This is a genomic window from Polaribacter gochangensis (assembly GCF_046224025.1).
Classification (GTDB): Bacteria; Bacteroidota; Bacteroidia; order Flavobacteriales; family Flavobacteriaceae; genus Polaribacter; species Polaribacter gochangensis.
This window is the reverse complement of the sequence record NZ_JBJXRF010000001.1, coordinates 175,553-200,682: the sequence shown is the minus strand read 5'-3', so window position 1 is coordinate 200,682 and position 25,130 is coordinate 175,553. Positions and strand designations below refer to the sequence as shown.

Sequence of the window (25,130 nt, the reverse complement as noted above, 5' to 3'; positions counted from 1 at the left end):
TTATTCCTTTTTTGTAAGATGTAAAACTCCAGCAATCAATAAAAGAACCCAAGGAGAACCATGTAGTACAACATCAAAATAATCTTGAAATTGCATTGCATTTTCTCCGAAAAAAGCATTTCCCCCAGCAACCCATTGAATTTTACCCCAAATATGTGGCGGATTAAATGGTGCTAAACCTAAAGTTAAACTTGCGATTAAAAAGAGTTTCCAATTGTCTCGTAATTTTTGTTTCATTTTTTGTTTATGTGTAATTACATCTCGACTCTGTTCGATGTGACAGTAAAACTGGCTTTTGCTTATTTGCCACATTGTGGCTAAATAAACCAATTCCAAACCAAACCAAAACGGATTACAAAATCTCTATAAGGATAGTTTGGAGCAGAGAAATAATTCTTCTTTAAAAACATCGAACTTAAGTTATCTGCTTTTAAATAAATACGTGTTCTTCTAATTTGTGCATTTACAAAAACATCAAACGTTGGGTAGCCAATTTCTGTAGTATTCTGAATTGTAAATTCGTTTAACAACGGATTAAATGCATTTGCTTTGTATTTAGAGAAATACTTAAATGTAATTCCGGTTTGTAAAAACAAGGGCTTTTTTTCAAAGAAAAAATCAGAATAATACAAGGTATTTCTAGAGACCAAATTCGGAACTCTAAATGCATCTTTTCCGCTACTTACTTGTTGATAAAGTATCGTGTTGTTCAATGCAAATTTTCCAAATTTGAACTCATTATTCGCTTTTACTTTTAAATACGTTACATTTTCTCCAGATTGTTGCGGTTTGGAAGTGTCATCAAAATAGGTGTAGTTTTCAATATTTGTGATGCTTGCATTTAGGTTTATCAATTTAGATTGCATGCCAAAAGCAATATTTCTTGTATTGATATTTTTAAACAAATCATTTTGCCAATTGTACTCGTCGTAAGCACTTTGATATAAAATGGTATTAAAGTTTGGCGATTTCGAATTGATGGAAACACTTCCTTTAAAAGTAGTTACACTATCTTTTTTAAAAATGGCTTCACTATAAAAATTTGAACCAGAAATTCTACCAGTTCCGGGTGTAAAATTGACTTCCGTATTTAATTGAAAATTGTTGATTCTTGCATTCCAATTTCCACCAAAAGAAATAGCAGAACCTTTAATTTCTGGATTTGTAATGGTGTTTATTGTCGAGTTTAAAACCGAATTATATCCGTAATTGTAATTTATTAAACCGGTATTAACTCTAAAGGTTCCTAAAATATATTTAGAATTAAATTCTAAAAATAATTGATTGTTGATGAGCCTGTTTTCTACTACATCCGTAAAACCAGAACTCACATTTGCACTTCCGAAAAAAGCAGTGTTTAAACTGGTTTCGGTAAATTCATATCTCTTAGTTTCGTGAGTAAATATGTGCCCGAATTTTAAATTGGTAAAGTTGTTTTTAATGCTGTCTTTAGATGAAAATAATTTATAATCGTGTTCAACAAAAAACCGATTTCCTTCTAAGATTGTTTCAGTTCCTTCTAAATTTACATCCAATCTTCCTCTGTCAGAAAAATTAGGATCATCAGATGTAAAAGCAGTTAAAGAAGTTGTGGTTAATCCGCCATTTTCTTGATTCATTAAATCTTGCGTTGCAATATGTCCTCTAATTGCATATCGATTGTTTTTAGTTTGATAACTAAAAACGGTTCTAAAATTTCCTTGAGAAGCCAATGAATTTCTGTAGTTTCCTAAAGAACGCAGACCTTTGTAAAGAATCCCAACATTAAATCGCTCAGAGAAATTTAAGGTAAATAAGGTTTCTAAAACTTGACCTTGTTGTAAACCGGTTCTGTATAAAATTTCTGATGTTGGCGTCGGAACTTTATAATAATCAATGTCTTCTTTTGACAAATAATTAAAATGTTTTGCGTTCATTCCGATTATTGGAAGTGAATTTTGATGTGTAAAATCGTATCCTAAATTGTTAAAAGTTTGTCCTTGATTGTGAAAAGCAAGCAACTCAAAATTGTCTTTTCGTAAAAAATTATAGGTGTATTCTTTTAAAATTGTTAGTGTTGTATCAATATATGTGGTATCTTTTTTAAAAGAAATAACCTTGTAATCTTTGTAATTGGTTTTGCCGTTTAATTTTACAATCGTTGTTTTTTTATTGATAAATGTAGAGTCTAATTGGTTTCTTCCATCCGAAGTACTAATTTGAGAATGGATTAAATGCACGCTAAAAAGCATGATGAGTAAGAAACTAAAAAAACGTTTTTTCATTGAAAATGATTGATACAGCAAATGTAAAATTTTTAAACGGAAATAAAGATGAATAATTTCTTGTAAAACTGTTAATTTGCAATGATGTTAAAAAGTAATTACAGCGGAAAAATTTTAGAAGCAGGAACAGATGAAGCTGGAAGAGGTTGTTTGTGTGGACCAGTTGTGGCAGCTGCTGTTATTCTGCCAGCAGATTTCGAACATCTTTTATTAAATGATTCTAAGCAATTATCAGAGAAGCAGCGAAAAGAATTGAAACCAATTATAGAACAGAAAGCAATCGCTTTTGGTGTTTGTTTTGTGGATGAAAAAGAAGTGGATACAATCAACGTGTTACAAGCTTCAATTACAGGAATGCAACGTTCTATTGCGCAATTACATCCGCAACCAGAGTTTATTATTGTTGATGGAAATAAATTTAAACCTTATAAAGAGATTCCGCACAAAACCATTGTAAAAGGCGATGCAAAATACTTAAGTATTGCAGCAGCTTCAGTTTTGGCAAAAACATATAGAGACGAATTTATGGAGAAAATTCATCAAGAATTCCCAATGTATCATTGGAAACAAAACAAAGGGTATCCAACAAAACAACACAGAAATGCCATACGGGAATTCGGAATTACGAAGTATCACAGAAAAACATTTCGTTTGCTTCCAGAGCAATTAAAGTTGGAGTTGTAATTGTTAATAATCAACAAGAATATTCTTGCTTACTTTTAAAAACTTCAACTATTTTAGCCACTCTAATTTTACAAGATGATAAAAAGAACACGTGCAGAAATTACCAAATGTATCATTCATAAAGTAGCGAATAAATACAATAGCGGACAAAATGTTTTTTCAGAAAGCATCATCCGATTTGATGAAGATAGTTACAATTTAATGGTTCCTTTTTTACTAAAACCATTTGTAAACTTGTCGCAAAGTTTTCGTTTTAGTCATCATGCAGATATTCGTTTAAACGAAATTAATAATTACGCAACAAACGTTTTTAAAGAGGAAAGTACTTTTATAGAAAATTCTAAAAACATTGTCAATCATTTGTATGAACAATCAAATTCAGCTCAAATTAAAAAAGGTGATGTTATTATCGCGTTGATTGAAGGCATAGAATATCAAGATGTGTTAACCGAAGCAATTGGTATTTTTAAAGTTGAAAATAAAACAGATTATTTTCAAACCTATTTAGAAGAAAATAGTTTTGATGTTGCTGTTCAGCAAGGAATTAGCACCAAAAAAATCGACAAAGGCTGTTTAATTTTAAATACAACAGACGCAGAAGGGACGGTTGTTTTGAGTGTAGATAATAATCAATACGATGCGCAATATTGGATTAAAAATTTCTTGTCGGTAAAATATGCAGATGATAGAAATCAACATACACAAAGTTATTTAGAATTGTGTAAAGAGTTCTCTGAAGAAGTGATAAAACCTGAATTTGGCAAACAAGAGCAGAGTCAGTTTTTAGCAAATACCGTAGATTATTTTAAAGAAAATGAATCGGTAGATTATCATGCATTTAAAGAAGAACTGTTTGAAGAAGACAAGCAAAAAGGCATGTTTGATGATTATAAAAAGCATTTCGAAACTTTGAATGACGTGTTAATTAGAAATAATTTTGAAGTTTCTGATGTGGTATTAAAGAAAGAAAAAAGCAAGATTAAAAGCATCATAAAACTAGATACAAATATCGAAATTAAATTAGATGTTGATGCGCCAGATGCTGCTTCAGAATACTTAGAACGGGGTTATGACGAAGAGAAGAAAATGAAATATTACAAAGTATATTTTAACGAAGAAAAATAGTATCTTTACGTAAACCAATTTTTACGACAGACATGAAAAAAATACTACTAACAAGTGTTTTGCTGTTTTTTGGACTTCATTTAGTAGCGCAAGAAAAAGCACAAACATACACATCAGAATTAGGTAAATTTTCTATGATTTCTTTCGGCGAAGTTACAGAAGATGTTAAAGAAGATAAAGCCAGCACTATATATAGAGCAGCATACAGACATAACGAAATGCTTTTTGCTATTTCTAGTAGTTTACAGGAAAATAAACCGAATAAAGTTTCAGATTTGTTAAACGCCTCTGTTATAACTTTTAAAACAGCGCTGAAAGGAACAGTTGTTGAGCAAAAAAAGATCAAAGAAAATAATCTCAATGGTATTTATGCTTCACTAATGATGAATAATGACGTAAAGGTTGAGTACAAGGTTTTTTCTAAAGGATTGTATTTATACCAAGTGATGGTGTTTGCAAAAAAAGAGAAATATAAAAAAGATGTTGCAGCAGCGTTTTTTAAATCGTTTGCCATTACAAAGTAAAATTTATAGAAAAGATTTTACTTCAAATAACTCGGTAAAATGTTTTAAAATTTTCTGTTGAACTTCTTCAATCGGAATTTTTTTACCCAATTCGGTTTCCATAGAAGCAACAGCTTTTCCTCTAATTCCACAAGGAATAATATTGTCAAAATAACCCAAGTTTACATTTACATTCAATGCAAAACCGTGCATGGTAACCCAACGTGTAGAACGAATTCCCATCGCACAAATTTTACGTGCAAAAGGTGTTCCTGCGTCAAGCCAAACTCCAGTTTCACCTTCGCTTCTTTCAGCTTTTAATCCGTAATCTACCAATGTCAAGATAATAACTTCTTCTAAGAAACGTAAGTATTTATGAATGTCTGTAAAGAAATTTTCTAAATCTAAAATTGGATACCCAACAATTTGTCCTGGGCCATGATAAGTTATATCTCCGCCACGATTTATTTTGTAAAAAGTTGCTCCTTTTTCTTTTAGCTGCTTTTCATTTAACAATAAGTTAGATAAATCACCACTTTTACCTAAAGTATACACATGCGGATGTTCTACAAAAATAAAATGATTCTTAGTTTCTTTAACTTCATTATTCTTTCTATTGCTAATTTTTTGATCAACAATTTCTTGTAATAATTCGGTTTGATAATCCCAAGTTTCCTTGTAATCTTTAACGCCTAAGTTTTTAAGTAGTATGTTTTTATTCATAATAGTAGACAGCAAAGATAAATATTTAATTACATTTGTTAGTAATATTTATAATTAACGATAACTGATTTTAGATATACTTTAATGATGAAGAAACACTATAAATTAACTTTCTTTTTCTTGTTTTTTACCTCTTTCTCTATGTTTTCTCAAAACATTTGGACGAAGCAAGATGCAAATTCAAGAATTATAGGAGAAGAGCTAGCGTACAGAGAAACAATGCCAACAGCATACGAGTTATTTGCTCTTAATATAAATGACGTTGATAAAAAGTTAACGATTTCTAATACACAAGAAACTATTATGGAGTTGCCAACTCCAAACGGTATTCAGCGTTTTTTAGTAAAAGAAGCTTCAGTTTTTTCAGATGAATTAGCAGCAAGATTTCCTGGGATTAAATCTTATGTTGGTGTAGGAATTGACGATGCAACTGCAAGGGTTCGTCTTAGCAAATCTAGCGTTGGTTTTCATGCCATGATTACTTCTGGTAATTATCCAATGTATTTAATTGATCCCTATACTAAAAATAAAAAAACAGCCATTGCTTATTATAAAAATAAAACAGTAAAATCTAATTTTGAATGTTTGGTTGAAGAAAATGTGACGAAAGTGCATCAAAGAAGTTTTCAGAAAGCAACAAATGCAAATGATGGAAAATTACGAACATATCGACTTGCAATTGTTGCAACTGGCGAGTATTCTCAATTTCATTTAAACAATCAAAACATACCTGCAACAGCAACAGATACAGAAAAGAAAGCCGCAGTTTTAGCAGCGATAAATACAACTATGACTCGTGTAAACGGAATTTTTGAAAGAGATTTAGGAGTTACCATGAAACTTGTTAGCAACAATGAAAATATTATTTTTTTAGATGGAACGACCGATGATTTAGATGATGATGATGCAGAAAATTTAATTAGTCAAACGCAAGCGCTTTGTGATAATGCAATTGGTGCTCCTTTTTATGATATTGGCCACGCGTTTAGTACTGGCGCTGGTGGTTTAGCTGGTTTAGGAGTGGTTTGTGAGTTTGGAACAAAAGCCCAAGGAGTAACAGGTTCTGCATCACCCATCAATGATACCTATGATATTGATTATGTTGCTCATGAAATGGGGCATCAATTTGGTGCAAATCATACATTTAATAATTCGTGTAATAGTAATAGAAATGGAGGAACGGCAGTTGAACCTGGAAGCGCTTCTTCAATAATGGGTTATGCAGGAATTTGTCCGCCAAATGTACAATCTAATAGTGATGCATATTTTCATTCAGTTAGTATTGCAGAAATGTGGGAAATAGTAACGACAACAGCAACTTGTGGAGTAGAAACTCCAACAAATAACAATGCTCCAGTTGCAAATGCAGGAAATGATTTTACAATTCCGAAATCAACTCCATTTGTATTAAAAGGAAGTGCAACAGATGCTGATACAGAAAATAGTTTGACTTACAACTGGGAGCAAACGGATACATCAATTGCAACAATGCCACCAGTAACAACGAGTACATCTGGCCCACTGTTTAGATCATTGCCATCATCAACATCACCAAATAGGTTTATGCCAGTTATAGATACAGTATTGGTAGGGAAAACCTCATGGAAATGGGAAGTTGTTCCTTCTGTAGCAAGAACAATGAATTTTTCTTTAACTGTTAGAGACAATGTTTTAAATAGTGGAGCAACAAGTAGAGATGATGTTATAATTACTGTTGATGGAAATTCGGGCCCCTTTATAGTAACTTCTCAAACCACAGCAACTACTTTAAATGGAAATTCAATACAAACCATTACTTGGGATGTGGCAAATACAACTGCATCACCCGTAAATGCAACTAACGTAAATATTTTACTTTCTACGGATGGCGGAATGACCTTTCCTGAAATATTAATTTCAAACACACCAAATGACGGAACTGAAGAGGTAGTAATACCAAACCATACAACAACTCAAGCGAGAATAAAAGTTGAAGCTGCAAATCATATTTTTTATGCTGTAAATAGTACTAATTTTTCTATTGATAAAGTAGCTTCGGTAAACGACGAGTTGTTTACAAATTTCAATTTGTACCCAAATCCATCTAAAGGAATCATTACAGTAAGTTTTGATTTGCAATCTTCAGATAAAGTATTCGTTGAATTGTTTGATATTAGAGGAAGAAAAATTAAAGGAACAGAATATAATGAGCCTGGAGCAACATTTACCAAAACTTTAAATTACCAATCGGTTGCAAAAGGTTTGTACATTTTGAAAATTCAAAATGGGCAAAATCGTATTTCCAAAAAAATTATTATTGATTAATTGTTTTTTCAACAACTTAAATAAACATGTATCGTTCACTTATAAAAATGTATTCTAATTTATGTCTATAGAAGTTGCATCAGTAACCAAAATATATGATACTCAAAAAGCAGTAAACTCTATCAGTTTTTCTGTAAAAAAAGGTTCTATTGTTGGGTTTTTAGGTCCAAATGGAGCTGGAAAATCTACGATGATGAAAATCATAACGGGTTATATCAACCCTTCAGAAGGTGTTGTTCTAGTCAACGGAATAAATGTGTTAGAAAATCCGATTGAAGCGCAAAAAAACATTGGTTATTTACCAGAAAACAATCCGTTATATACAGAAATGTATGTGAAAGAATATTTACAATTTCAAGCATCAATTTATAAAGTAGCAAAAAAAAATGTTGCAGAAATAATTGAAAAAGTTGGTTTAACTCCAGAAGTTCATAAAAAAATAGGTCAATTATCTAAAGGATATCAACAAAGAGTTGGTTTGGCTGCTGCACTATTGCACAATCCCGATGTGTTAATTTTAGACGAACCAACAACAGGTTTAGACCCAAATCAGTTGGTTGCAATTAGAGCGTTAATCAAAGAAATCGGTAAAGACAAAACCGTATTATTTTCTACGCATATTATGCAAGAAGTAGAAGCGGTTTGCGATCGTGTTATCATCATTAAAAAAGGAGAAATTGTTGTTGATAAATTGTTGAAGGACGTTCGTTCTAATCAACAACAAGTCATAGAAGTTACCTTTGATTTTAAACTCGAAGAACAATTTATCAAAAAATTACCCAACTTAGTTTCCTATAAAAACAATTACGATACTACCTGGTTTTTAACTTTTGATTCTGATAAAGACATGCGTTCTGTGGTTTTTGATTTTGCACAAGAAAACGGACTCAAAATTTTAGGATTGAATACGCAAAATCAAAATTTAGAAGCACTTTTTAGAGAAAGTACAAGTTAGTTTTCTTTGTGATATACATCTTTTCCAAAAAGAGTTTTTCTAAATTCATCTGGCTTTTTATTGTTTAATAGTTCAAGTTTTCCTTTTTCTTTTATCAATTCATCAAAGTGTTTTTCTCGAGCATCAAACTGAGCCTTGTTTTTATATGTTGTAATTAGCATAAAGCTAAAAGGTGCTTTTTTTGTTGGAGTAGTTTCTAGTAACTGATAAGAATCTATTTGATTTTTTTTAATTGCCATTTTGCGTAAAACCTTCCAATTGTTTTCGTAATAATAAACAACCTCTTTTTTGTTGTTGTTTAGAATTTGCACAAAATCAATCGTTGAGATTTTTGTGTTTTGTTGAGCAAAAATTGTTGAGTAAAAACAGCATGCAAGGATGTAAGATAAACATTTTTTCATTTGAAATTATGCATTTGAATTTGAAATTTTGGAAGCCAACAAAGCCATAGGTATATAAGCAAAGATAAGATCTACAGCATTAAACCACATTGGTGCAGGTAATACAAATACATTTATAGTTCCGAATATTAAAAAGATACATCCAACAATTAAAGCCATTGTTTTTTTCTTGGTTGCCGCAATTTTATAAGCAACTATTGCTGCAACTAAAGTGCCAAATGCGTGTGCTAAAAACGGAAACAAAAAATGTTTTGGTTCAAACAAATGCAACGATTCTTTTAATCCTTCCATAGTTGTAACATCTGCTCCGTTTGGAGGCGCAATTATAGAGCTACTCATCATGATGATTCCCATATTTACAATACTTCCAATAACTAAACCTGCAACAATCGCAAGTATATTTTTTAATGTAGAGTTCATGTTTAATTTTTTATCGTGATAAATATACTAAATATATTAAAAGCAATTTTTGTAAATAATTGAAAGTGAGTGGATAAAAATGTATATTTGAGATAAATTATAAAAAAATATTCCAATGGAAAATTTATCAGAACAACAAAGTGCAACGACAATGTCTTATAAAGAATGGGCATTGACTATTTTTTTAGCTTCATTGCCAATTGTCGGATTCATTTTAGTGTTGATTTGGGCATTTGATTCTAATACAAGAATCAACAAGAAAAACTGGGCAAAAGGAACATTACTCTTAATGGTAATTTACTTTATTATTGCAATGTTGTTTTTATTTATGTTTGGAGGAGTTGCCTTGTTAGCAGGATTGAATAGTTAATTTAACTTAAAAGTAACTTGCTCTTTTTCTAGCTTAGTCAACAATTCATTTGTAATTTTTATTTTAGGAGTTCTGCTTGGTAAATTCAGTTCTATTTTTTCTTTTTTATCCCAAATTGTAAAATACAAACTTTGTTTGCCAGGATTCGTTGCTAATAATTGTTGTAAGTTGTTAATTCTGTTTTCTGTTACTTCTTCAACAGGAATTTGAATGGTGATTTTTTTACACATTTCATCCATCGTGTCGTGCAATAATTTGAATTCTGTAAACTGCAATCTTGGTTCACCAACAATTCCGGTGTTTTTATTTGCCCAACCTGCTTTAATAACTGTTTTTACAAATAAGAAAGAATTAGGAACTAAGAAATGTCTAAATTTTAAATATTCTTCACCAAAAATTCGAAACTCATTATTGTTGTAATAATCTTCTATGAAGAAAGTTGCCCAACCTTTTCCAGCTTTAGAAACTCGATGTTGAACATCGGTAATAATTCCTGCAAAAGACAAATTCATGCCCACATACTTCGTAAGATCGCCTTTGAAATGAGATAAATTGGCGTTGCAAAAAGATAATTCATTTTTAAAATCATCTAAAGGATGTGCAGAAATATAAATCCCGACTACTTCTTTTTCTTTCCCAAGTGTTTCCATTGTGCTCCAAGTTTCACATTCTGGAATAATAGGTTCAGGTAATTGAATATCTGAAGCTTCGCCAAACAAAGAAACTTGTGAAGAATTTTCTCCTTCTTGATATTTGTTTCCATATCGTAAAGCCTTCTCAATAAAAGTTTGTCCTTTTTCGTCTTGAGCAAAATACTGTGCTCTATGCGTGTCTTTAAAAGAGTCAAATCCGCCCGCTAAAATTAATCCGTCAAAAGCTTTCTTATTGGCAACACGCAAATCAACACGTTTTGCAACATCAAAAATAGATTCGAAAGAACCATTTTTTTTACGTTCATCAATAATCGCTTTTACAGCCGAGCTCCCAACACCTTTAATTGCCGCCATTCCAAAGCGAATATTTCCTTCTTTGTTTACAGAAAACTTAGAATACGATTCGTTAATATCTGGACCTAAAACCGTTAATCCAGAACGCTTACATTCTTCCATAAAAAAGGAAACCGATTTAATGTCGTTCATGTTATTAGACAACACTGAGGCCATATATTCAGCCGGATAATGTGCTTTTAAGTAAGCAGTTTGATAAGCAATCCAAGCATAGCAAGTGGAGTGAGATTTGTTAAAAGCATAACTTGCAAATGCCTCCCAATCTTTCCAAATTTTCTCTAATTTTTCTGCGTCATGCCCATTTTTACTCGCTTGCTCAATAAACTTTGGTTTCATTTTAGCAAGTACAGAAGCTTGTTTTTTTCCCATTGCTTTACGCAAAACATCGGCTTCACCTTTGGTGAAATTTGCTAACTTTTGCGATAGCAACATTACTTGCTCTTGGTAGACTGTAATTCCGTAAGTTTCTGCCAAGTATTCTTCCATTGCTGGCAAATCATACTCAATATCTTCTGTTCCGTGTTTTCTGTTGATAAAAGACGGAATATATTCCATTGGTCCAGGTCTATACAATGCATTCATTGCAATTAAATCGGCAAAAACAGTTGGTTTTAAAGCGCGCATGTGTTTTTGCATTCCGGGCGATTCGTATTGGAAAATTCCAACCGTTTCTCCACGTTGAAACAATTCATACGTTTTTTCATCATCCAACGGAAAGTTTTCTGGATCTAATTCAACTCCGTGTTTCGCTTTTACAATTTTTACAGTATGTTTAATTAGGGTTAACGTTTTTAATCCTAAGAAATCCATTTTTAACAATCCTGCACTTTCCACAACTGAGTTGTCGAATTGTGTAACATACATGTCAGAATCTTTGGCAAGCGTAACAGGAACAAAGTTTGTAATGTCTGATGGCGTAATAATGACACCACAAGCGTGAATTCCGGTATTGCGAACAGAGCCTTCTAAAACACGTGCCTTGTTGATGGTTTCTGCACTTAAATCATTTCCTTCAGATAATTTTTTAAGTTCGTTTACCAATTCAATTTCTTCTGAACGCAGTTTTTCTTTGAGCTGTTTTTCGTCCAAAGAAAAGATTTTACTCAGTTTCATGCCGGGTATTAACTTTGCAATTCTGTCGGCTTCAAAAAGTGGTAAATCCAACACCCTTGCAGTATCTCTAATAGATGATTTTGCAGCCATCGTTCCGATGGTAATAATTTGGGCAACTTGGTTGGCGCCGTATTTATTAATTACATAATCCATTACTTTTCCACGTCCTTCATCATCAAAATCGATATCGATATCTGGCATCGAAACACGTTCTGGATTTAAGAAACGCTCAAAAAGTAAATCGTATTTAATTGGGTCTAAATTGGTAATCCACAAGCAATACGCAACAACAGATCCTGCAGCAGAACCACGACCAGGACCAACGGCAACATCCATATTTCTGGCTTCTCTAATAAAATCTTCTACAATTAAAAAATAACCAGGATATCCTGTTTTTTCAATTACAGACAATTCAAAATCTAAGCGTTCTCCAATAGTTTCTGTTATTTCTCCGTATCGTTTTTTTGCACCTTCGTAGGTTAAATGACGTAAGTAATTATTTTCTCCTCTTTTTCCGCCATCTTCTGCGTCTTTTTCATCTTGAAACTCTTTTGGAATATCAAAAGCAGGTAATAAAACATCTCTTGCTAACGTATAAGGCTCTACTTTATCAACAACTTCTTGAATGTTAGAAATTGCTTCTGGTAAATCAGCAAATAATTGCTTCATTTCATTTGAAGATTTGAAAAAGTATTCATCGTTTGGCAAGCCGTAACGATAACCTCTTCCACGACCTTTTGGCGTTGCTTGTTTTTCTCCGTCTTTTACACACAATAAGATATCGTGCGCATTGGCATCTGCTTTTTCTAAATAAAAAGTATTGTTGGAGGCAACGATTTTTATATGGTGTTTTCTAGAGAATTTTAATAAGGTTTCATTGACAATCTTTTCATCTTCTTGTCCATGACGCATTAACTCGATATAGAAATCATCTTTAAAAACAGCTTTCCACCAAAGCAACGCTTCTTCAGCTTGTTTTTCTCCTATGTTTAATATTTTACTTGGAACTTCTCCGTATAAATTCCCAGTAAGTACTATAATATCTTCTTTGTATTTTTCTACAATTGCTTTATCAATTCTTGGTACATAATAGAAACCATCTACAAATGCAATGGACGACATTTTTGCTAAGTTGTGATAACCTTTTTTGTTTTTTGCCAGCAGAACAACTTGATAGCCGTTGTCTTTTTTGCTTTTGTCTAAATGATTTTCACAAATATTAAATTCGCAACCCACTATGGGTTTTAAAATTGTTTCGGTAGGTGTTTCTCCTTCAGCTTCTAATTCTTTATTTTTTGCTTTTGCAGCTTTATTATGATTTAAAACAGCGCTAACAAAATGAAAAGCGGCCATCATATTTCCGGTGTCAGTTAGGGCAATCGCAGACATGTTGTCTTTTGCAGCAGTCTTTACAATATTGCTGATTTGCATGGTAGATTGTAGAACAGAAAACTGAGTGTGATTGTGTAAATGTGCAAATTGCACATCCTCTAAAGCTGCAATATTTTTAGTAGAAACTGCTGTGGTATCGGCATCTTTTTTTGCTTCTGCACGTTTTCTTATTTTTCCACTTTCTTTTTTTAGGTTGATGTGTTTTAAGCCAATTACTTGAATTGGTTTAGGGTTTGCTTCAGAGAATTTTTGAAAATAACTTTCATCAACATCTAATTCTTCTTTGGTAAATTCTCGTAAACGAATCAATTCTAAAAAACAACGTGTTGTAGCCTCAACATCGGCTGTTGCGTTGTGTGCTTCAGCAAAATCTTGCCCAAATAAATGTTTGTGTAACTCTGTTAAGGTTGGTAGTTTAAACTTGCCATATCTTCCGCCAGGAAGTTGACACATCAATGCTGTTTTCTCAGTACAGGTATCTAAAAGTGGTAATTTGGTTAAGTTATTTTCAATACCTAAACGATGGAATTCACATCCCATAATATTGATGTCAAAACCAACATTTTGACCAACAATAAACTTGGTTTTTTGCAATGCTTCATTAAATAACTGCAAACTTTCTGCTAAAGAAATCCCTTGTTCTTGAGCTAGCTCCGTAGAAATTCCGTGAATTCTTTCAGCGTCATACGGAATGTTAAATCCGTTTGGCTGAATTAAAAAATCATTATGTTCTATTAAATTCCCGAGTTCGTCATGCAACTGCCAAGCAATTTGAATACATCTTGGCCAATTATCTGTGTCGGTAATTGGTGCATTCCAGCTTTTGGGTAAGCCCGTTGTTTCGGTATCAAAAATTAAGTACATAAATGATTTTAAATTGTATTTTTAGAGACTTTAAAGATACTTTTTTTTGATATTTTTTTAAGTGAAGAAACGGTAATAGTTGTTAACAATTATAGAATCAAATTAAGTGTTAAAACGACTATATTCTATATCTTTACGAAACACAAAAAGATGAAAGATTTTACTTCGCAAATTATTGCGCATCGAGGCGCTTCTTTTAACGCTCCAGAAAACACACTTTCTGCTATTCAACTAGCTTGGAACTTGGGTGTTAAAAAAGTAGAAATTGATGTACATCTGTCAAAAGACCATCAAATTGTTGTTATTCATGATGAAAATACCAAACGACTCACAGGAAAAGATACTTTGGTTAAAGATCAAACTTTAGTAGAATTGAAGGGTTTAGAAGTTGGTGTAGAAACCGGTGTTGATAAAATACCAACTTTAAAAGAAGTTCTTAAAACGATTCCGAAAGAAAGCACTTTGATTATCGAAATAAAATGCGGAAAAGAAATTATTCCGATTTTAAAACGAGAAATAGCAACCTATTCTGATGTTTTTTTAGAGTTTATTTGTTTTGATTATGGTGTTATTTCTGAAGTTAAAAAAAGTTTTCCAAACTACAAATCCCTTTGGTTATTGGATTTAGATTATACAAATGAGACCAAAAAAGAGTATATTGGAATTGAATCAATTCTAAAAAAAACGAAACAAGCTAATTTAGACGGCATCGATGTTTGGGCAGGTAAAATTGCTGATAAAAACTTTGTAAGTACTGTGAAATCAGCAAACTTGCTTTTGTATATTTGGTCAACTAATTCAGTGGACTTAGCAAAATATTTTTTAAAATTAGGTGTTGATGCCATTACAACGGACAGGCCAAAATGGATTTTAGATCAACTTTAAAAGTGCAAAATTCATGAATAATAAAGAATTAGAAGAAACGCATTGGGATGTTTTAATCATTGGTGGCGGAGCAACAGGAGTTGGAGTCGCAATTGATGCAGCTTCTAGAGGTTATAAAACATTGCTTGTTGAGCAAAGTGATTTCGGAAAAGGAACCTCAAGTAAAAGCACCAAATTAATTCATGGAGGCGTTCGCTATTTGCAACAAGGAAATATTTCTTTAGTTTTAGAATCGTTGAAAGAACGCGCGATTTTAAAAAAGAACGCACCTCATATTGTACACGATTTAAATTTTGTAGTTCCGACATACGATTGGTGGGAAAGTCCATTTTATGGAATCGGACTTAAGTTGTACGACCTGCTTGCTGGTAAAGAAGGGTTTGGGAAATCTGAGTTTTTATCCAAAGAAGAAACCATTTCTTATTTACCTACGATAGAACAAGAAGGATTACAAGGAGGCATTTTGTATCATGATGGACAATTTGACGACACACGTCTTCTTATGAGTATGTTATTAACGGCAGAAAATCAAGGTGCTACTTTATTGAATTACACAGAATTAATTTCGCTGACCAAAAAGAATGCTAAAATTAGTGGCGGAATTATTAAAGATGTGCAGACAAAATCGACCTTTGAAATTAAGGCAAAAGTAGTGGTCAATGCAACGGGAGTTTTTGCAGATGCCGTTCGAAAAAAAGATCTTTCAGGTGTAAACAACAGAATGACGGGTAGTAGAGGTACTCATATTGTGTTGGATAAGAGTTTCTTAAAAGGAGAAACTGCAATTATGATTCCTCATACCAAAGACGGACGTGTTTTATTTGCTGTTCCTTGGCACGATAAATTGTTAATTGGAACGACAGATGTTGAAGTTCAAGAATACAATCTTGATCCTGTTTCTACAGAAGAAGAAATTAGTTTTTTGTTGAATCACACGGCTAAATACCTTACTAAAGATCCAACTAGAAAAGATATTAAAAGTATTTTTTCTGGTTTACGACCTTTGGTAAAAAATGATGCTTCTGAAAGTTCTTCTGAAATTTCTAGAGAACATCAAATAGAGATTAGCGAAAACGGATTGGTTAGTATTTTAGGAGGAAAATGGACAACCTATCGAAAAATGGCAAAAGATGTTGTAAATAAAGCTTCTACTTTTGCGGGTTTGCCGAGAGTAAAGTCAGAAACGCATAAATTACAGTTGAATGGTTTTCATGAAAATTCTAAAATTTTTAAAGCGTTGAGTATTTATGGGTCTGATGCTTTAAAAATAAATAAAATAAGTGCTGAGAATCCTGAATTAAAAGAAAAATTACATAAAGAGTATTCAATTATAAAAGCACAAATTGTTTTTGCAGTTCGAAATGAAAAGGCCAAAACAATTGAAGATTTTTTAGCAAGAAGAACACGCCTCTTATTTCTTGATGCAAAAACGAGTCTTGATGTAGCACCTGTTGTTGCAGAAATTATGGCAAAAGAATTGGGTGAAAATGAAGTTTGGATTCAAGCACAACTTATATCTTATCAAAAAGTAGCGAGTACATACCTTCCGTAGATTTTATCTAGTTTTATCAACAATTCAAAGCAGAGGTTCTATTGATTTTAAATCCTTGATTTTTAATTGGTTTTCTAACTTTAGTTTGAAAAATATTTTTGTATATTTGCACCCGCTTATTACGAGATAATAAGAATTTTAATAATCAAGGTCGAGAACCTTAAAAAATTAACAAAAATGCCAGTAAAAATTAGATTACAAAGACACGGTAAAAAAGGAAAACCATTTTATTCTATCGTAGCAGCTGATGCTCGTGCAAAAAGAGATGGTAAATTCTTAGAAAAATTAGGAACTTACAATCCTAATGTAAATCCGGCAATTATTGATTTAGATGTTGATGGTGCTGTAAAATGGTTACAAAACGGAGCGCAACCTACAGATACTGCGAGAGCAATTTTATCTTACAAAGGTGCAATGTTAAAAAATCATTTAGCTGGTGGAGTTCGTAAAGGAGCTTTAACTGAAGAACAAGCAGAAGCAAAGTTTGCTGCTTGGTTAGAAGAAAAAGCAACTAGAATTACTGCTAAAAAAGAAGGATTAACAAAAGAGCAAGAAGAAGCAAAAGCTACTGCATTAGCAGCAGAAAAAGCTGTAAACGAAGCTCGTGTAAATGCTGCTAAAGAAGCTGAAGCTGCAATTGTTGCAGAAAAAGAAGCTGCTGAGGCTGCATTAGAAGCAGAAAAAGTTGCTGCAGAAGCTACAACTGAAGAGGTTGTTGAAGAAGCTGCTACAGAAGAAACTACTGAAGAGAAATCTGCAGAGTAATTCAAAACATTAACGATTTATGATGCGTAAAGAAGATTGTTTTTATTTAGGCAAAATCGTTAGAAAACACAGTTTCAAAGGAGAAGTGGTTATCAAGTTAGATACCGACGAACCTGAACTGTATCAAGAAATGGAATCAATTTTTGTCGATTTAGGCAATAATTTGATTCCTTTTTTTATTGAAAAAAGTTTACTTCAAAAAGGAAATCAACTACGTGTTCAGTTTGAAGATGTGTACACCGAAGAAGAAGCGGATGGTATTTTAAAAGCCGATGTGTATTTGCCGCTAGATTTACTGCCAAAATTATCTGGAAATAAATTTTATTTTCATGAAATAATTGGCTTTAAAGCAGTTGATATACATTACGGATTGGTTGGTACCATTGAAGGAATAAACGATAAAACTGCACAACCTTTGTTTGAAATCAAAAATGGAGATAAGGAAGTTTTTATTCCGATGATTGATGATTTTATAAAAAAAGTGGATAGAGAAAATAACATTATTGAAGTAGAAACTCCAAAAGGATTGATTGAATTGTATTTATCCTAAATTTAGTTTAGGAACTTATAAATTTAAGTTCATTATTATACAGATTCTGAAACAAGATCAGAATAAAGAGAGGTGGCCGAGTGGTCGAAGGCGCACGCCTGGAAAGTGTGTATACGGCAACGTATCGAGGGTTCGAATCCCTTCCTCTCTGCAAGAGAGTACTAAGTTTAAAAGTATAAATTTTTAAAAGTTCTGCGTTAATTTTCGCGGAATTTTTGATTTAAGATTAGAAATATTGAGTCAACCATTTCAATTTAAAGAGTTTGCTATTCATCAAGATAAAACAGCGATGAAAGTTGGAACAGATGCAGTCTTACTCGGCGCCTGGTGTTCTCTAGATAAACACCCAAATACAATTTTAGATATTGGCGCAGGAACAGGAATTGTCGCGCTAATGTTGGCACAACGCTCTGATGCAACTACAATTGATGCGGTTGAAATTGATGAGAATGGATATGAGCAATGTGTAGAGAATTTTGAACGAAGCGATTGGTCAGACAGGTTGTTTTGTTACCATTCGTCTTTTGAAGAATTTATGAATGAAATGGAAGACCAAGAAGAAAAATACGATTTGATTATTTCTAATCCGCCATTTTATATGGATGCTTTTGAAACCGAAAATAAAGCTAGAAATAAAGCACGATTTACATCATCGCTTACTTTTGAAAATTTATTGTTGGGTGTTTCAAAAACACTTTCAGAATCAGGCGAGTTTTCTGTGATAATCCCGTTTAAAGAAGAAGAAAATTTTATTAAAATTGCAGGTCAAAACAACTTATTTCCAATTAGAATTTGTCGTGTAAAAGGAACAGATGCTTCAAAAATTAAAAGAAGTTTGATGTGTTTTTCTTTTGGTAAAAAAGAAACTCAAGAAGAAGTTTTAATTATTGAAAAAGGAAGACATCAATACACCGAAGCGTATAGCAATCTGACCAAAGATTTTTATTTAAAAATGTAATGATTTTTTGACTGTCATTGCGAGGAAGAATGACGTTCCAATCTCATCGTAATTAGTAATAATTTAAAAGAGATTGCTTCGTTCCTCGCAATGACAACAACTTATCCAATTACATTTTCTGGATTGTAACCCAAATAAGGAACTTCTTTTTCGGTAAATGAAATACCAAAGCTTTCTAATTCTTTTAAAATTGGCTCATAGACTTCTTTAGAAATTGGTCTTAAAACACCAGGCGTTTTAATGTCTCCGTTTAAAATTTTTAAAGCAGCAATTGCAACAGGTAAACCAACCGTTTTTGCCATTGCTGTGTAGGTTTGATTCTCTCCAATAGCAACCATGCTGCTTTCTATTTGTTGCTTTTTACCATTTAATTCGTAACCAAATTTATGGTGCATCACAATCATGTCTTTGTCATCCTCAGAAAGCGTCCATTTATCCATTAATATTTTTTGTAAAATTTGAGCTGGAGTTGCATTTTTTAAGCCAATTATTTTTGTTGGACTAAATATATTTAGCTCAATTAATTTTTCCCACATCACATCATCTTGGTCAATTTTTAAATAGGAGCGCAGTTTTAATTCTACTGAGTCTGTTGGGCTATATGCTAAAAATAAATTCACAAAATCACGATAACTCATGTGTTCTGAGTTTTCAATTGTATAGGTGTCATCTGTCATTCCTAATTGAATGAAAATATTCCAGGCTCTAGAAAAACCAACCTTTCTAATGGTTCCTCTGTACATTGTAGGAATGTCTTCTAAACCGTAAATAGATCTGTATTTTAATGAATCTCTGTTGGCGTATGCTTCAAATTTTCCACTTCCATTTATTTGTAAAAACTCAGTCCTTCTAAATAATTTATGATACGGAATGTATTTGTAAGTTCCTTCCTGGATAAACATCGCAGCGCCTCCTTGTCCAGCTGTTACAACGTTTCTTGGGTTCCAAGTAAATTTATAATTCCATAAATTAGTATCACTTTCTGGGGCAACCAATCCGCCAGTAAAAGATTCGAATAATAACATTTTTCCGCCTTTAGCGTGAATTTTATCAATGACTTGCATTGCACTCATGTGATCGATACCAGGATCGACACCGATTTCATTCATAAAAACCAAACCGTTTTTTTTAACTTCAGCATCTAGTGCTTTCATTTCATCAGAAATGTAAGAAGCAGTTACCATGTTTTTTTGAAATTGAATACAATCTTTTGCAACTTCTAAATGGAATCTTGCAGGCAGCATCGAAATAATAATATCTGCCTTTTTTATTTCGGCTTCTCTATGCACTTTATTAAAAACATCAAGCTGAATGACAGTTAGGTTTTTATGCTTTTCAATTCGATTATTGATGTCTTCTATGGAAATATCTCCAATTGTGATGTGTAAATTTTCATCTGAAGAGATGTCTAGTAAATATTTTATAAGTGAAGAACTAGATTTACCAGCTCCAATAATTAACAGGTTTCTCATTTTATTATTTTATAACTAGTTTTACGGTTGCGAATCGTGTAAATAATGTTTAGCTAAAATACACAATTCATTTAGAAAAGTTTGAAATAAAACAAAAATCAAAAAAATGAATAAAAATTTAACAATTACTTCTATTTTAGGAATTATAACAATAATTTTAGGAGCTTTTGGGGCGCATGCATTGTCAGAAATATTAACAGCAGATGGGATGAGTAGTTTTGAAACTGCAGTTCGTTATCAAATGTATCATATAATTGTGTTGCTATTTGTAAACACGTATCAAGGATTTACTGCAAAGCAAAAAAATCGAATAAGTTGGTTGTTTTTTGTTGGGATTTTGTTCTTTTCAGGATCTATTTATGCAATCCATTTACTTGGGGTTTCTGCTAAAGATAGTTGGTTTATTACACCTTTAGGAGGTGTGTTTTTAATGTTAGGTTGGTTGCAGATGGCTATTAGTTTTTTTAAAAGTAATGAACAATAAAAAGTTGATAAAAATTTGAAAAGGCTAAATCTTTGTAAAAATAATCTGTATTTTTGTTCCTTATTATTTAACACAACTAAATATATAACTTAAAAATTAAACATGGTAAATCTTGATTCAAAATCAATTTCACTAGATAGTTTAGGAATTAAAAATGCAACAACTCATTACAATTTAACTTCTGATGAATTACATGCATCAACTATTGAAAAAGAACAAGGAGTAGAAGTTTCTTCTGGAGCTTTAGCTGTTAACACAGGAGAATTTACAGGGAGATCACCTAAAGATCGCTTTATAGTAAAAGACGATATTACAAAAGATGAAGTTTGGTGGGGAAATATCAATATCCCTTTTGAAACAGATAAATTCGATAAATTATATAAAAGAGTAACAGATTATTTATCTGGGAAGGAAATTTTTGTTAGAGACAGTTACGCTTGTGCTGATGAAAAATACAAACTTAATATTAGAGTTGTAAATGAATATCCTTGGAGCAATATGTTTGCCCACAATATGTTTTTGAGGCCAACTACAGAAGAACTAAAGACTTTTTCTCCAGAATGGACTGTGATTAATGCGCCAGGTTTTATGGCGGATCCAGCAATTGATGGAACAAGACAGCATAACTTTGCAATTTTAAACTTTTCTAAAAAAATTGCATTAATTGGAGGAACAGGTTATACAGGAGAAATTAAAAAAGGAATTTTCTCTGCATTAAACTTTATTTTACCTGTTGATAAAAATACATTACCAATGCATTGTTCAGCGAATGTTGGTAAAAAAGGAGATACTGCAATTTTCTTTGGATTGTCTGGAACAGGAAAAACAACATTGTCTGCAGATCCAGACAGAAGATTAATTGGAGATGACGAACACGGATGGACAAATGAAAACACAGTTTTTAATTTTGAAGGTGGTTGTTACGCTAAAGTAATTGATTTAACTGAAGAAAAAGAACCAGACATTTTTCATGCGATAAAGAAAGGAGCAATTTTAGAAAATGTAATTCTTAAAAAAAATGGAGAAGTAGATTTTGAAGATACTTCTATCACGCAAAATACAAGGGTTAGTTATCCAATTTATCATATTGATAATATTCAGCCAGGATCAATTGGGAAAAACCCAAAAAATATATTTTTCTTAACTGCTGATGCATTTGGGGTGTTACCTCCAATCTCAAAATTAACACCAGGCCAAGCGGCCTATCATTTTATTTCTGGTTATACGGCAAAAGTTGCTGGAACTGAAGCAGGAATAGATGAACCAACACCAAGTTTTTCAGCGTGTTTTGGAGCGCCATTTATGCCGTTACACCCAACACGTTATGCAGAAATGCTTAGTAATAAAATGAAAGAATCAAACGTAAATGTTTGGTTGATTAACACAGGTTGGACAGGCGGTTCTTACGGAACAGGAAGCAGAATGAAATTAAAGTACACTCGTGCAATGATTACAGAAGCTTTAGAGGGAAGACTTGATAATGTTGAATTTATACAGCACCCAATCTTTGGACTTTCAATGCCAACAAATTGTGAGGATGTGCCAAATGAAGTTTTAAATCCAAAAGATACTTGGGCAGATAAAGCTTCTTATGATAATAAAGCGTTAGAGCTTGCAAATTCATTTAGAAAAAACTTTGCACAGTTTGAAGACTATGCAAATGAAGAAATTATGGCTGGTGGACCACTAATGTAGACCAAACCATAAAGCATAAAAAAGCATCTCAATTGAGATGCTTTTTTTATGAGTTGAATTCAAGAATTAATTGTCATGTTTTTCTTCATGAACTTCTTTCTTTATGATTTTTTTCATTTTTGTATGAGATTCAGATTTCTCTCCATATAGTTCATCAATTTTAGTTTTTACTTCAGCTTCTGTACCTTTAATATCTTGAGTAGTCTTAACCTTTTTTCCATCAACAGTAGTAATTATAGAAACAGTTGCAGTAACCAAATTACCTTCACCTTTTTTCATTTCTACATTTATTTCTTTTGTGTTGTGATTTGCATCATTATCAGCAATTAAAGTTGCATTATTTTTAATTTCGTGTTTTGTCCCATCTTTATCAATCCAAACTTTAACATTTACATCTGACTGTTTAGTGTCAGAAGTATGTCCTCCTAAAATCGGAGCAATTACCAATCCAATTAAACAAGTTAATTTAATTAAAATATTCATTGATGGTCCAGAAGTATCCTTAAAAGGATCTCCAACTGTATCTCCAGTTACTGCAGCTTTATGCGCTTCAGAACCTTTGTAGGTCATTTCTCCGTTAATTTCAACTCCGGCTTCAAAAGATTTCTTTGCGTTATCCCAAGCTCCACCTGCATTATTTTGGAAGATTGCCCAAAGTACACCCGATACGGTAACTCCAGCCATATAACCACCTAGCATTTCAGCAATGGCTAAATTATCCATTCCAAATAGCATTGGAACAAAAGCAATGATTAACGGAAATCCGATAGTTAATAATCCTGGTAACATCATTTCTCTTAATGATGCTTCAGTAGAAATAGCCACACATTTATCGTACTCTGGTTTCCCAGTTCCTTCCATAATTCCAGGAATATCTCTAAACTGACGACGAACTTCTTCTACCATTTCCATGGCAGCTTTACCAACAGCATTCATTGCCAAAGCAGAAAATACTACAGGAACCATTCCACCAACAAATAACATTGCTAAAACCGGAGCTTTAAAAATGTTAATTCCGTCTATTCCAGTAAACGTAACATACGCAGCAAATAATGCTAATGATGTTAAAGCAGCAGAAGCGATTGCAAAACCTTTTCCGGTTGCAGCAGTTGTGTTACCAACTGAATCTAAAATATCTGTACGTTCTCTAACGATTGGCTCTTGCTCACTCATTTCAGCGATTCCACCTGCGTTATCAGAAATTGGTCCAAATGCATCAATTGCTAATTGCATCGCAGTTGTTGCCATCATTGCAGAAGCAGCTAAAGCTACTCCGTAAAACCCTGCAAAAGCATAGGATGCCCAAATTGCACCCGCAAATAATAAAACTGAAGGGAATGTAGAAATCATCCCAGTAGCTAAACCAGCAATGATATTTGTTCCTGCACCAGTACTAGATTGTTGTACAATATTTAAAATTGGTTTTTTACCTAATCCTGTGTAATATTCTGTAACAGAAGAAATAACAGCTCCTACAACTAAACCTACTAAGGTTGCATAGAATACACGCATTGATGAAATTTCTTGTAAACCTTCACCAAAGAAATTCATTTTCATTGTTTCTGGCAACATCCAAGTCACTAAACCAAAACATGACACAGCAACTAAAATAATTGATGTCCAGTTTCCAATGTTTAAAGCTCCCATAACTTGAGCTTCTTTAGCATCGTTACTTTTTATTTTCACCAACATCGTTCCTATGATAGAAATAATAATTCCTGCACCAGCAATTGCCATTGGCAATAGAATTGGTCCAATTCCTCCGAATGCATCAGAAATAGAACCACCCATATCTTTAATTACATAATTACCAAGAACCATTGCAGCTAAAACTGTTGCTACATACGATCCAAATAAATCTGCTCCCATTCCAGCAACATCTCCAACATTGTCTCCAACATTATCAGCAATTGTAGCAGGGTTTCTTGGATCATCTTCAGGAATCCCAGCTTCTACTTTACCAACTAAATCTGCACCAACATCAGCAGCTTTTGTATAGATTCCTCCACCAACTCTTGCAAACAATGCAATAGATTCAGCTCCTAATGAGAATCCAGCTAAAGTTTCTAAAACGATAGTCATGTCCATTGTATTAGTCCATTCGCCTCCCATAAAAAAGTGAAAGAAAATTATAAAGAACGCTGTTAGTCCTAATACAGCTAAACCAGCAACACCTAATCCCATTACAGTTCCACCTCCAAAAGAGATTTTTAATGCATTTGGCAAACTAGTTCTTGCTGCTTGTGTAGTTCTTACATTTGTTTTTGTAGCGATTTTCATTCCAATATTTCCAGCATAAGCCGAAAACACTGCTCCGAAAATAAATGCAACTACAATTAGCCAGTGTGTAGTTGGTACTATAAAGGATACTGCGGCTAATAAAATACTTACGATTATTACAAAAATTGCTAAAAGTCTATATTCAGCATTTAAAAAAGCGAGCGCTCCTTCATAAATGTGATCAGAAATTTCCTTCATTTTTCCGTCACCTGCATCTTGCTTCATTACCCAAGATTTTTTGATTAACATGTAAATTAATCCTAATGCTGCCAATACTATTGGCATGTAAATCATCATTGATCCCATATTTATTTTGTTTAGATTAGTTTTTAATGGTCGTAAATATAACAAAATCAATGAGAAA

At 32.7% G+C, this 25,130-nt stretch carries 21 protein-coding genes and 1 tRNA gene; 14 read left to right on the top strand and 8 right to left on the bottom strand.

Translation table 11 applies throughout. From position 1 onward, the window contains the following. Together ACEWL1_RS00925 and ACEWL1_RS00920 are read right to left on the bottom strand one after the other, a co-directional pair. Positions 1–237, bottom strand: a complete 237-nt coding sequence (locus ACEWL1_RS00925; protein ID WP_409231412.1) for a hypothetical protein — start codon at positions 235–237, stop codon at positions 1–3. 80 nt (positions 238–317) lie between these two features. After that, on the bottom strand, positions 318–2,264 hold the full coding sequence (locus tag ACEWL1_RS00920) for a putative porin (protein WP_409231411.1): 1,947 nt from the start codon (positions 2,262–2,264) through the stop codon (positions 318–320). Positions 2,265–2,348: 84 nt separating this feature from the next. Between ACEWL1_RS00920 and ACEWL1_RS00915 the strand changes: the two genes are divergently transcribed. The 3 genes from ACEWL1_RS00915 to ACEWL1_RS00905 all read left to right on the top strand — a co-directional run bounded on the left by ACEWL1_RS00915 (position 2,349) and on the right by ACEWL1_RS00905 (position 4,597). Next, a complete protein-coding gene (locus tag ACEWL1_RS00915; RefSeq protein ID WP_409232250.1) occupies positions 2,349–2,948 on the top strand; it encodes a ribonuclease HII in 600 nt (199 codons plus the stop codon). A gap of 75 nt (positions 2,949–3,023) precedes the next feature. Beyond that, complete coding sequence (locus ACEWL1_RS00910; RefSeq protein ID WP_409231410.1) at positions 3,024–4,073, top strand: nucleoid-associated protein; 1,050 nt, start codon at positions 3,024–3,026, stop codon at positions 4,071–4,073. A gap of 32 nt (positions 4,074–4,105) precedes the next feature. After that, positions 4,106–4,597, top strand: a complete 492-nt coding sequence (locus ACEWL1_RS00905) for a hypothetical protein (protein ID WP_409231409.1) — start codon at positions 4,106–4,108, stop codon at positions 4,595–4,597. Positions 4,598–4,600: 3 nt separating this feature from the next. Here ACEWL1_RS00905 and lipB read toward each other — a convergent pair whose 3' ends face one another. After that, positions 4,601–5,299, bottom strand: coding sequence for a lipoyl(octanoyl) transferase LipB (gene lipB, locus ACEWL1_RS00900; RefSeq protein ID WP_409231408.1), 699 nt, complete (start codon positions 5,297–5,299; stop codon positions 4,601–4,603). A gap of 84 nt (positions 5,300–5,383) precedes the next feature. Here lipB and ACEWL1_RS00895 point away from each other — a divergent pair, with 84 nt between their 5' ends. Both ACEWL1_RS00895 and gldA read left to right on the top strand, forming a co-directional pair. After that, positions 5,384–7,603: a reprolysin-like metallopeptidase gene (locus tag ACEWL1_RS00895; RefSeq protein WP_409231407.1), complete on the top strand. Its 2,220-nt coding sequence runs from the start codon at positions 5,384–5,386 to the stop codon at positions 7,601–7,603. Positions 7,604–7,664: 61 nt separating this feature from the next. Beyond that, a complete protein-coding gene (gene gldA, locus ACEWL1_RS00890) occupies positions 7,665–8,558 on the top strand; it encodes a gliding motility-associated ABC transporter ATP-binding subunit GldA (protein ID WP_409231406.1) in 894 nt (297 codons plus the stop codon). Here gldA and ACEWL1_RS00885 read toward each other — a convergent pair. Both ACEWL1_RS00885 and ACEWL1_RS00880 read right to left on the bottom strand, forming a co-directional pair. Next, positions 8,555–8,959 carry a hypothetical protein gene (locus ACEWL1_RS00885; protein WP_409231405.1) on the bottom strand — a complete coding sequence of 135 codons (405 nt, stop codon included), beginning with the start codon at positions 8,957–8,959 and terminating at the stop codon, positions 8,555–8,557. The two genes, gldA and ACEWL1_RS00885, sit on opposite strands and share 4 nt — an antisense overlap. A gap of 6 nt (positions 8,960–8,965) precedes the next feature. After that, positions 8,966–9,379 carry a hypothetical protein gene (locus tag ACEWL1_RS00880; RefSeq protein WP_409231404.1) on the bottom strand — a complete coding sequence of 138 codons (414 nt, stop codon included), beginning with the start codon at positions 9,377–9,379 and terminating at the stop codon, positions 8,966–8,968. Positions 9,380–9,494: 115 nt separating this feature from the next. Here ACEWL1_RS00880 and ACEWL1_RS00875 point away from each other — a divergent pair, with 115 nt between their 5' ends. Beyond that, positions 9,495–9,749 carry a hypothetical protein gene (locus ACEWL1_RS00875; RefSeq protein ID WP_409231403.1) on the top strand — a complete coding sequence of 85 codons (255 nt, stop codon included), beginning with the start codon at positions 9,495–9,497 and terminating at the stop codon, positions 9,747–9,749. Here ACEWL1_RS00875 and dnaE read toward each other — a convergent pair. Next, positions 9,746–14,125, bottom strand: a complete 4,380-nt coding sequence (gene dnaE, locus ACEWL1_RS00870) for a DNA polymerase III subunit alpha (RefSeq protein WP_409231402.1) — start codon at positions 14,123–14,125, stop codon at positions 9,746–9,748. The two genes, ACEWL1_RS00875 and dnaE, sit on opposite strands and share 4 nt — an antisense overlap. A 150-nt stretch (positions 14,126–14,275) precedes the next feature. Between dnaE and ACEWL1_RS00865 the strand changes: the two genes are divergently transcribed. The 6 genes from ACEWL1_RS00865 (at position 14,276) to ACEWL1_RS00840 (ending at position 18,835) form a co-directional block, all read left to right on the top strand. Beyond that, positions 14,276–15,010: a glycerophosphodiester phosphodiesterase family protein gene (locus ACEWL1_RS00865; RefSeq protein ID WP_409231401.1), complete on the top strand. Its 735-nt coding sequence runs from the start codon at positions 14,276–14,278 to the stop codon at positions 15,008–15,010. Positions 15,011–15,023: 13 nt separating this feature from the next. Further along, entirely contained in the window at positions 15,024–16,562 is a 1,539-nt protein-coding gene (locus tag ACEWL1_RS00860; RefSeq protein WP_409231400.1) for a glycerol-3-phosphate dehydrogenase/oxidase, read from the top strand. A 177-nt stretch (positions 16,563–16,739) separates the two neighbouring features. After that, entirely contained in the window at positions 16,740–17,327 is a 588-nt protein-coding gene (locus ACEWL1_RS00855) for a 30S ribosomal protein S16 (RefSeq protein WP_409231399.1), read from the top strand. 22 nt (positions 17,328–17,349) lie between these two features. Next, on the top strand, positions 17,350–17,877 hold the full coding sequence (rimM, locus tag ACEWL1_RS00850) for a ribosome maturation factor RimM (RefSeq protein ID WP_409232249.1): 528 nt from the start codon (positions 17,350–17,352) through the stop codon (positions 17,875–17,877). A 66-nt stretch (positions 17,878–17,943) separates the two neighbouring features. After that, positions 17,944–18,028: transfer RNA gene (locus tag ACEWL1_RS00845), tRNA-Ser, on the top strand. Positions 18,029–18,112: 84 nt separating this feature from the next. Further along, positions 18,113–18,835: a tRNA1(Val) (adenine(37)-N6)-methyltransferase gene (locus tag ACEWL1_RS00840; RefSeq protein ID WP_409231398.1), complete on the top strand. Its 723-nt coding sequence runs from the start codon at positions 18,113–18,115 to the stop codon at positions 18,833–18,835. A gap of 101 nt (positions 18,836–18,936) precedes the next feature. Here the strand turns inward: ACEWL1_RS00840 and ACEWL1_RS00835 are convergent, their stop codons facing one another. Next, positions 18,937–20,307, bottom strand: a complete 1,371-nt coding sequence (locus ACEWL1_RS00835; RefSeq protein ID WP_409231397.1) for a saccharopine dehydrogenase family protein — start codon at positions 20,305–20,307, stop codon at positions 18,937–18,939. A gap of 106 nt (positions 20,308–20,413) precedes the next feature. On the opposite strand from ACEWL1_RS00835, the gene ACEWL1_RS00830 reads away from it, so the two are divergent. Then, on the top strand, positions 20,414–20,791 hold the full coding sequence (locus ACEWL1_RS00830) for a DUF423 domain-containing protein (RefSeq protein WP_409231396.1): 378 nt from the start codon (positions 20,414–20,416) through the stop codon (positions 20,789–20,791). Between the two features lie 102 nt (positions 20,792–20,893). After that, positions 20,894–22,486, top strand: a complete 1,593-nt coding sequence (gene pckA, locus ACEWL1_RS00825) for a phosphoenolpyruvate carboxykinase (ATP) (protein WP_409231395.1) — start codon at positions 20,894–20,896, stop codon at positions 22,484–22,486. 66 nt (positions 22,487–22,552) lie between these two features. Here the strand turns inward: pckA and ACEWL1_RS00820 are convergent, their stop codons facing one another. Further along, a complete protein-coding gene (locus ACEWL1_RS00820; protein ID WP_409231394.1) occupies positions 22,553–25,072 on the bottom strand; it encodes a sodium-translocating pyrophosphatase in 2,520 nt (839 codons plus the stop codon). Positions 25,073–25,130: the final 58 nt, after the last annotated feature.

What these genes read in the sequence shown, in the direction of transcription:
- ACEWL1_RS00925 (WP_409231412.1), bottom strand. Translation starts at nt 237, where the DNA reads ATGAAACAAAAATTACGAGACAATTGGAAACTCTTTTTAATCGCAAGT.
- ACEWL1_RS00920 (WP_409231411.1), bottom strand. Translation starts at nt 2,264, where the DNA reads ATGAAAAAACGTTTTTTTAGTTTCTTACTCATCATGCTTTTTAGCGTG.
- ACEWL1_RS00915 (WP_409232250.1), top strand. Translation starts at nt 2,349, where the DNA reads ATGTTAAAAAGTAATTACAGCGGAAAAATTTTAGAAGCAGGAACAGAT.
- ACEWL1_RS00910 (WP_409231410.1), top strand. Translation starts at nt 3,024, where the DNA reads ATGATAAAAAGAACACGTGCAGAAATTACCAAATGTATCATTCATAAA.
- ACEWL1_RS00905 (WP_409231409.1), top strand. Translation starts at nt 4,106, where the DNA reads ATGAAAAAAATACTACTAACAAGTGTTTTGCTGTTTTTTGGACTTCAT.
- lipB (WP_409231408.1), bottom strand. Translation starts at nt 5,299, where the DNA reads ATGAATAAAAACATACTACTTAAAAACTTAGGCGTTAAAGATTACAAG.
- ACEWL1_RS00895 (WP_409231407.1), top strand. Translation starts at nt 5,384, where the DNA reads ATGATGAAGAAACACTATAAATTAACTTTCTTTTTCTTGTTTTTTACC.
- gldA (WP_409231406.1), top strand. Translation starts at nt 7,665, where the DNA reads ATGTCTATAGAAGTTGCATCAGTAACCAAAATATATGATACTCAAAAA.
- ACEWL1_RS00885 (WP_409231405.1), bottom strand. Translation starts at nt 8,959, where the DNA reads ATGAAAAAATGTTTATCTTACATCCTTGCATGCTGTTTTTACTCAACA.
- ACEWL1_RS00880 (WP_409231404.1), bottom strand. Translation starts at nt 9,379, where the DNA reads ATGAACTCTACATTAAAAAATATACTTGCGATTGTTGCAGGTTTAGTT.
- ACEWL1_RS00875 (WP_409231403.1), top strand. Translation starts at nt 9,495, where the DNA reads ATGGAAAATTTATCAGAACAACAAAGTGCAACGACAATGTCTTATAAA.
- dnaE (WP_409231402.1), bottom strand. Translation starts at nt 14,125, where the DNA reads ATGTACTTAATTTTTGATACCGAAACAACGGGCTTACCCAAAAGCTGG.
- ACEWL1_RS00865 (WP_409231401.1), top strand. Translation starts at nt 14,276, where the DNA reads ATGAAAGATTTTACTTCGCAAATTATTGCGCATCGAGGCGCTTCTTTT.
- ACEWL1_RS00860 (WP_409231400.1), top strand. Translation starts at nt 15,024, where the DNA reads ATGAATAATAAAGAATTAGAAGAAACGCATTGGGATGTTTTAATCATT.
- ACEWL1_RS00855 (WP_409231399.1), top strand. Translation starts at nt 16,740, where the DNA reads ATGCCAGTAAAAATTAGATTACAAAGACACGGTAAAAAAGGAAAACCA.
- rimM (WP_409232249.1), top strand. Translation starts at nt 17,350, where the DNA reads ATGCGTAAAGAAGATTGTTTTTATTTAGGCAAAATCGTTAGAAAACAC.
- ACEWL1_RS00835 (WP_409231397.1), bottom strand. Translation starts at nt 20,307, where the DNA reads ATGAGAAACCTGTTAATTATTGGAGCTGGTAAATCTAGTTCTTCACTT.
- ACEWL1_RS00830 (WP_409231396.1), top strand. Translation starts at nt 20,414, where the DNA reads ATGAATAAAAATTTAACAATTACTTCTATTTTAGGAATTATAACAATA.
- pckA (WP_409231395.1), top strand. Translation starts at nt 20,894, where the DNA reads ATGGTAAATCTTGATTCAAAATCAATTTCACTAGATAGTTTAGGAATT.
- ACEWL1_RS00820 (WP_409231394.1), bottom strand. Translation starts at nt 25,072, where the DNA reads ATGGGATCAATGATGATTTACATGCCAATAGTATTGGCAGCATTAGGA.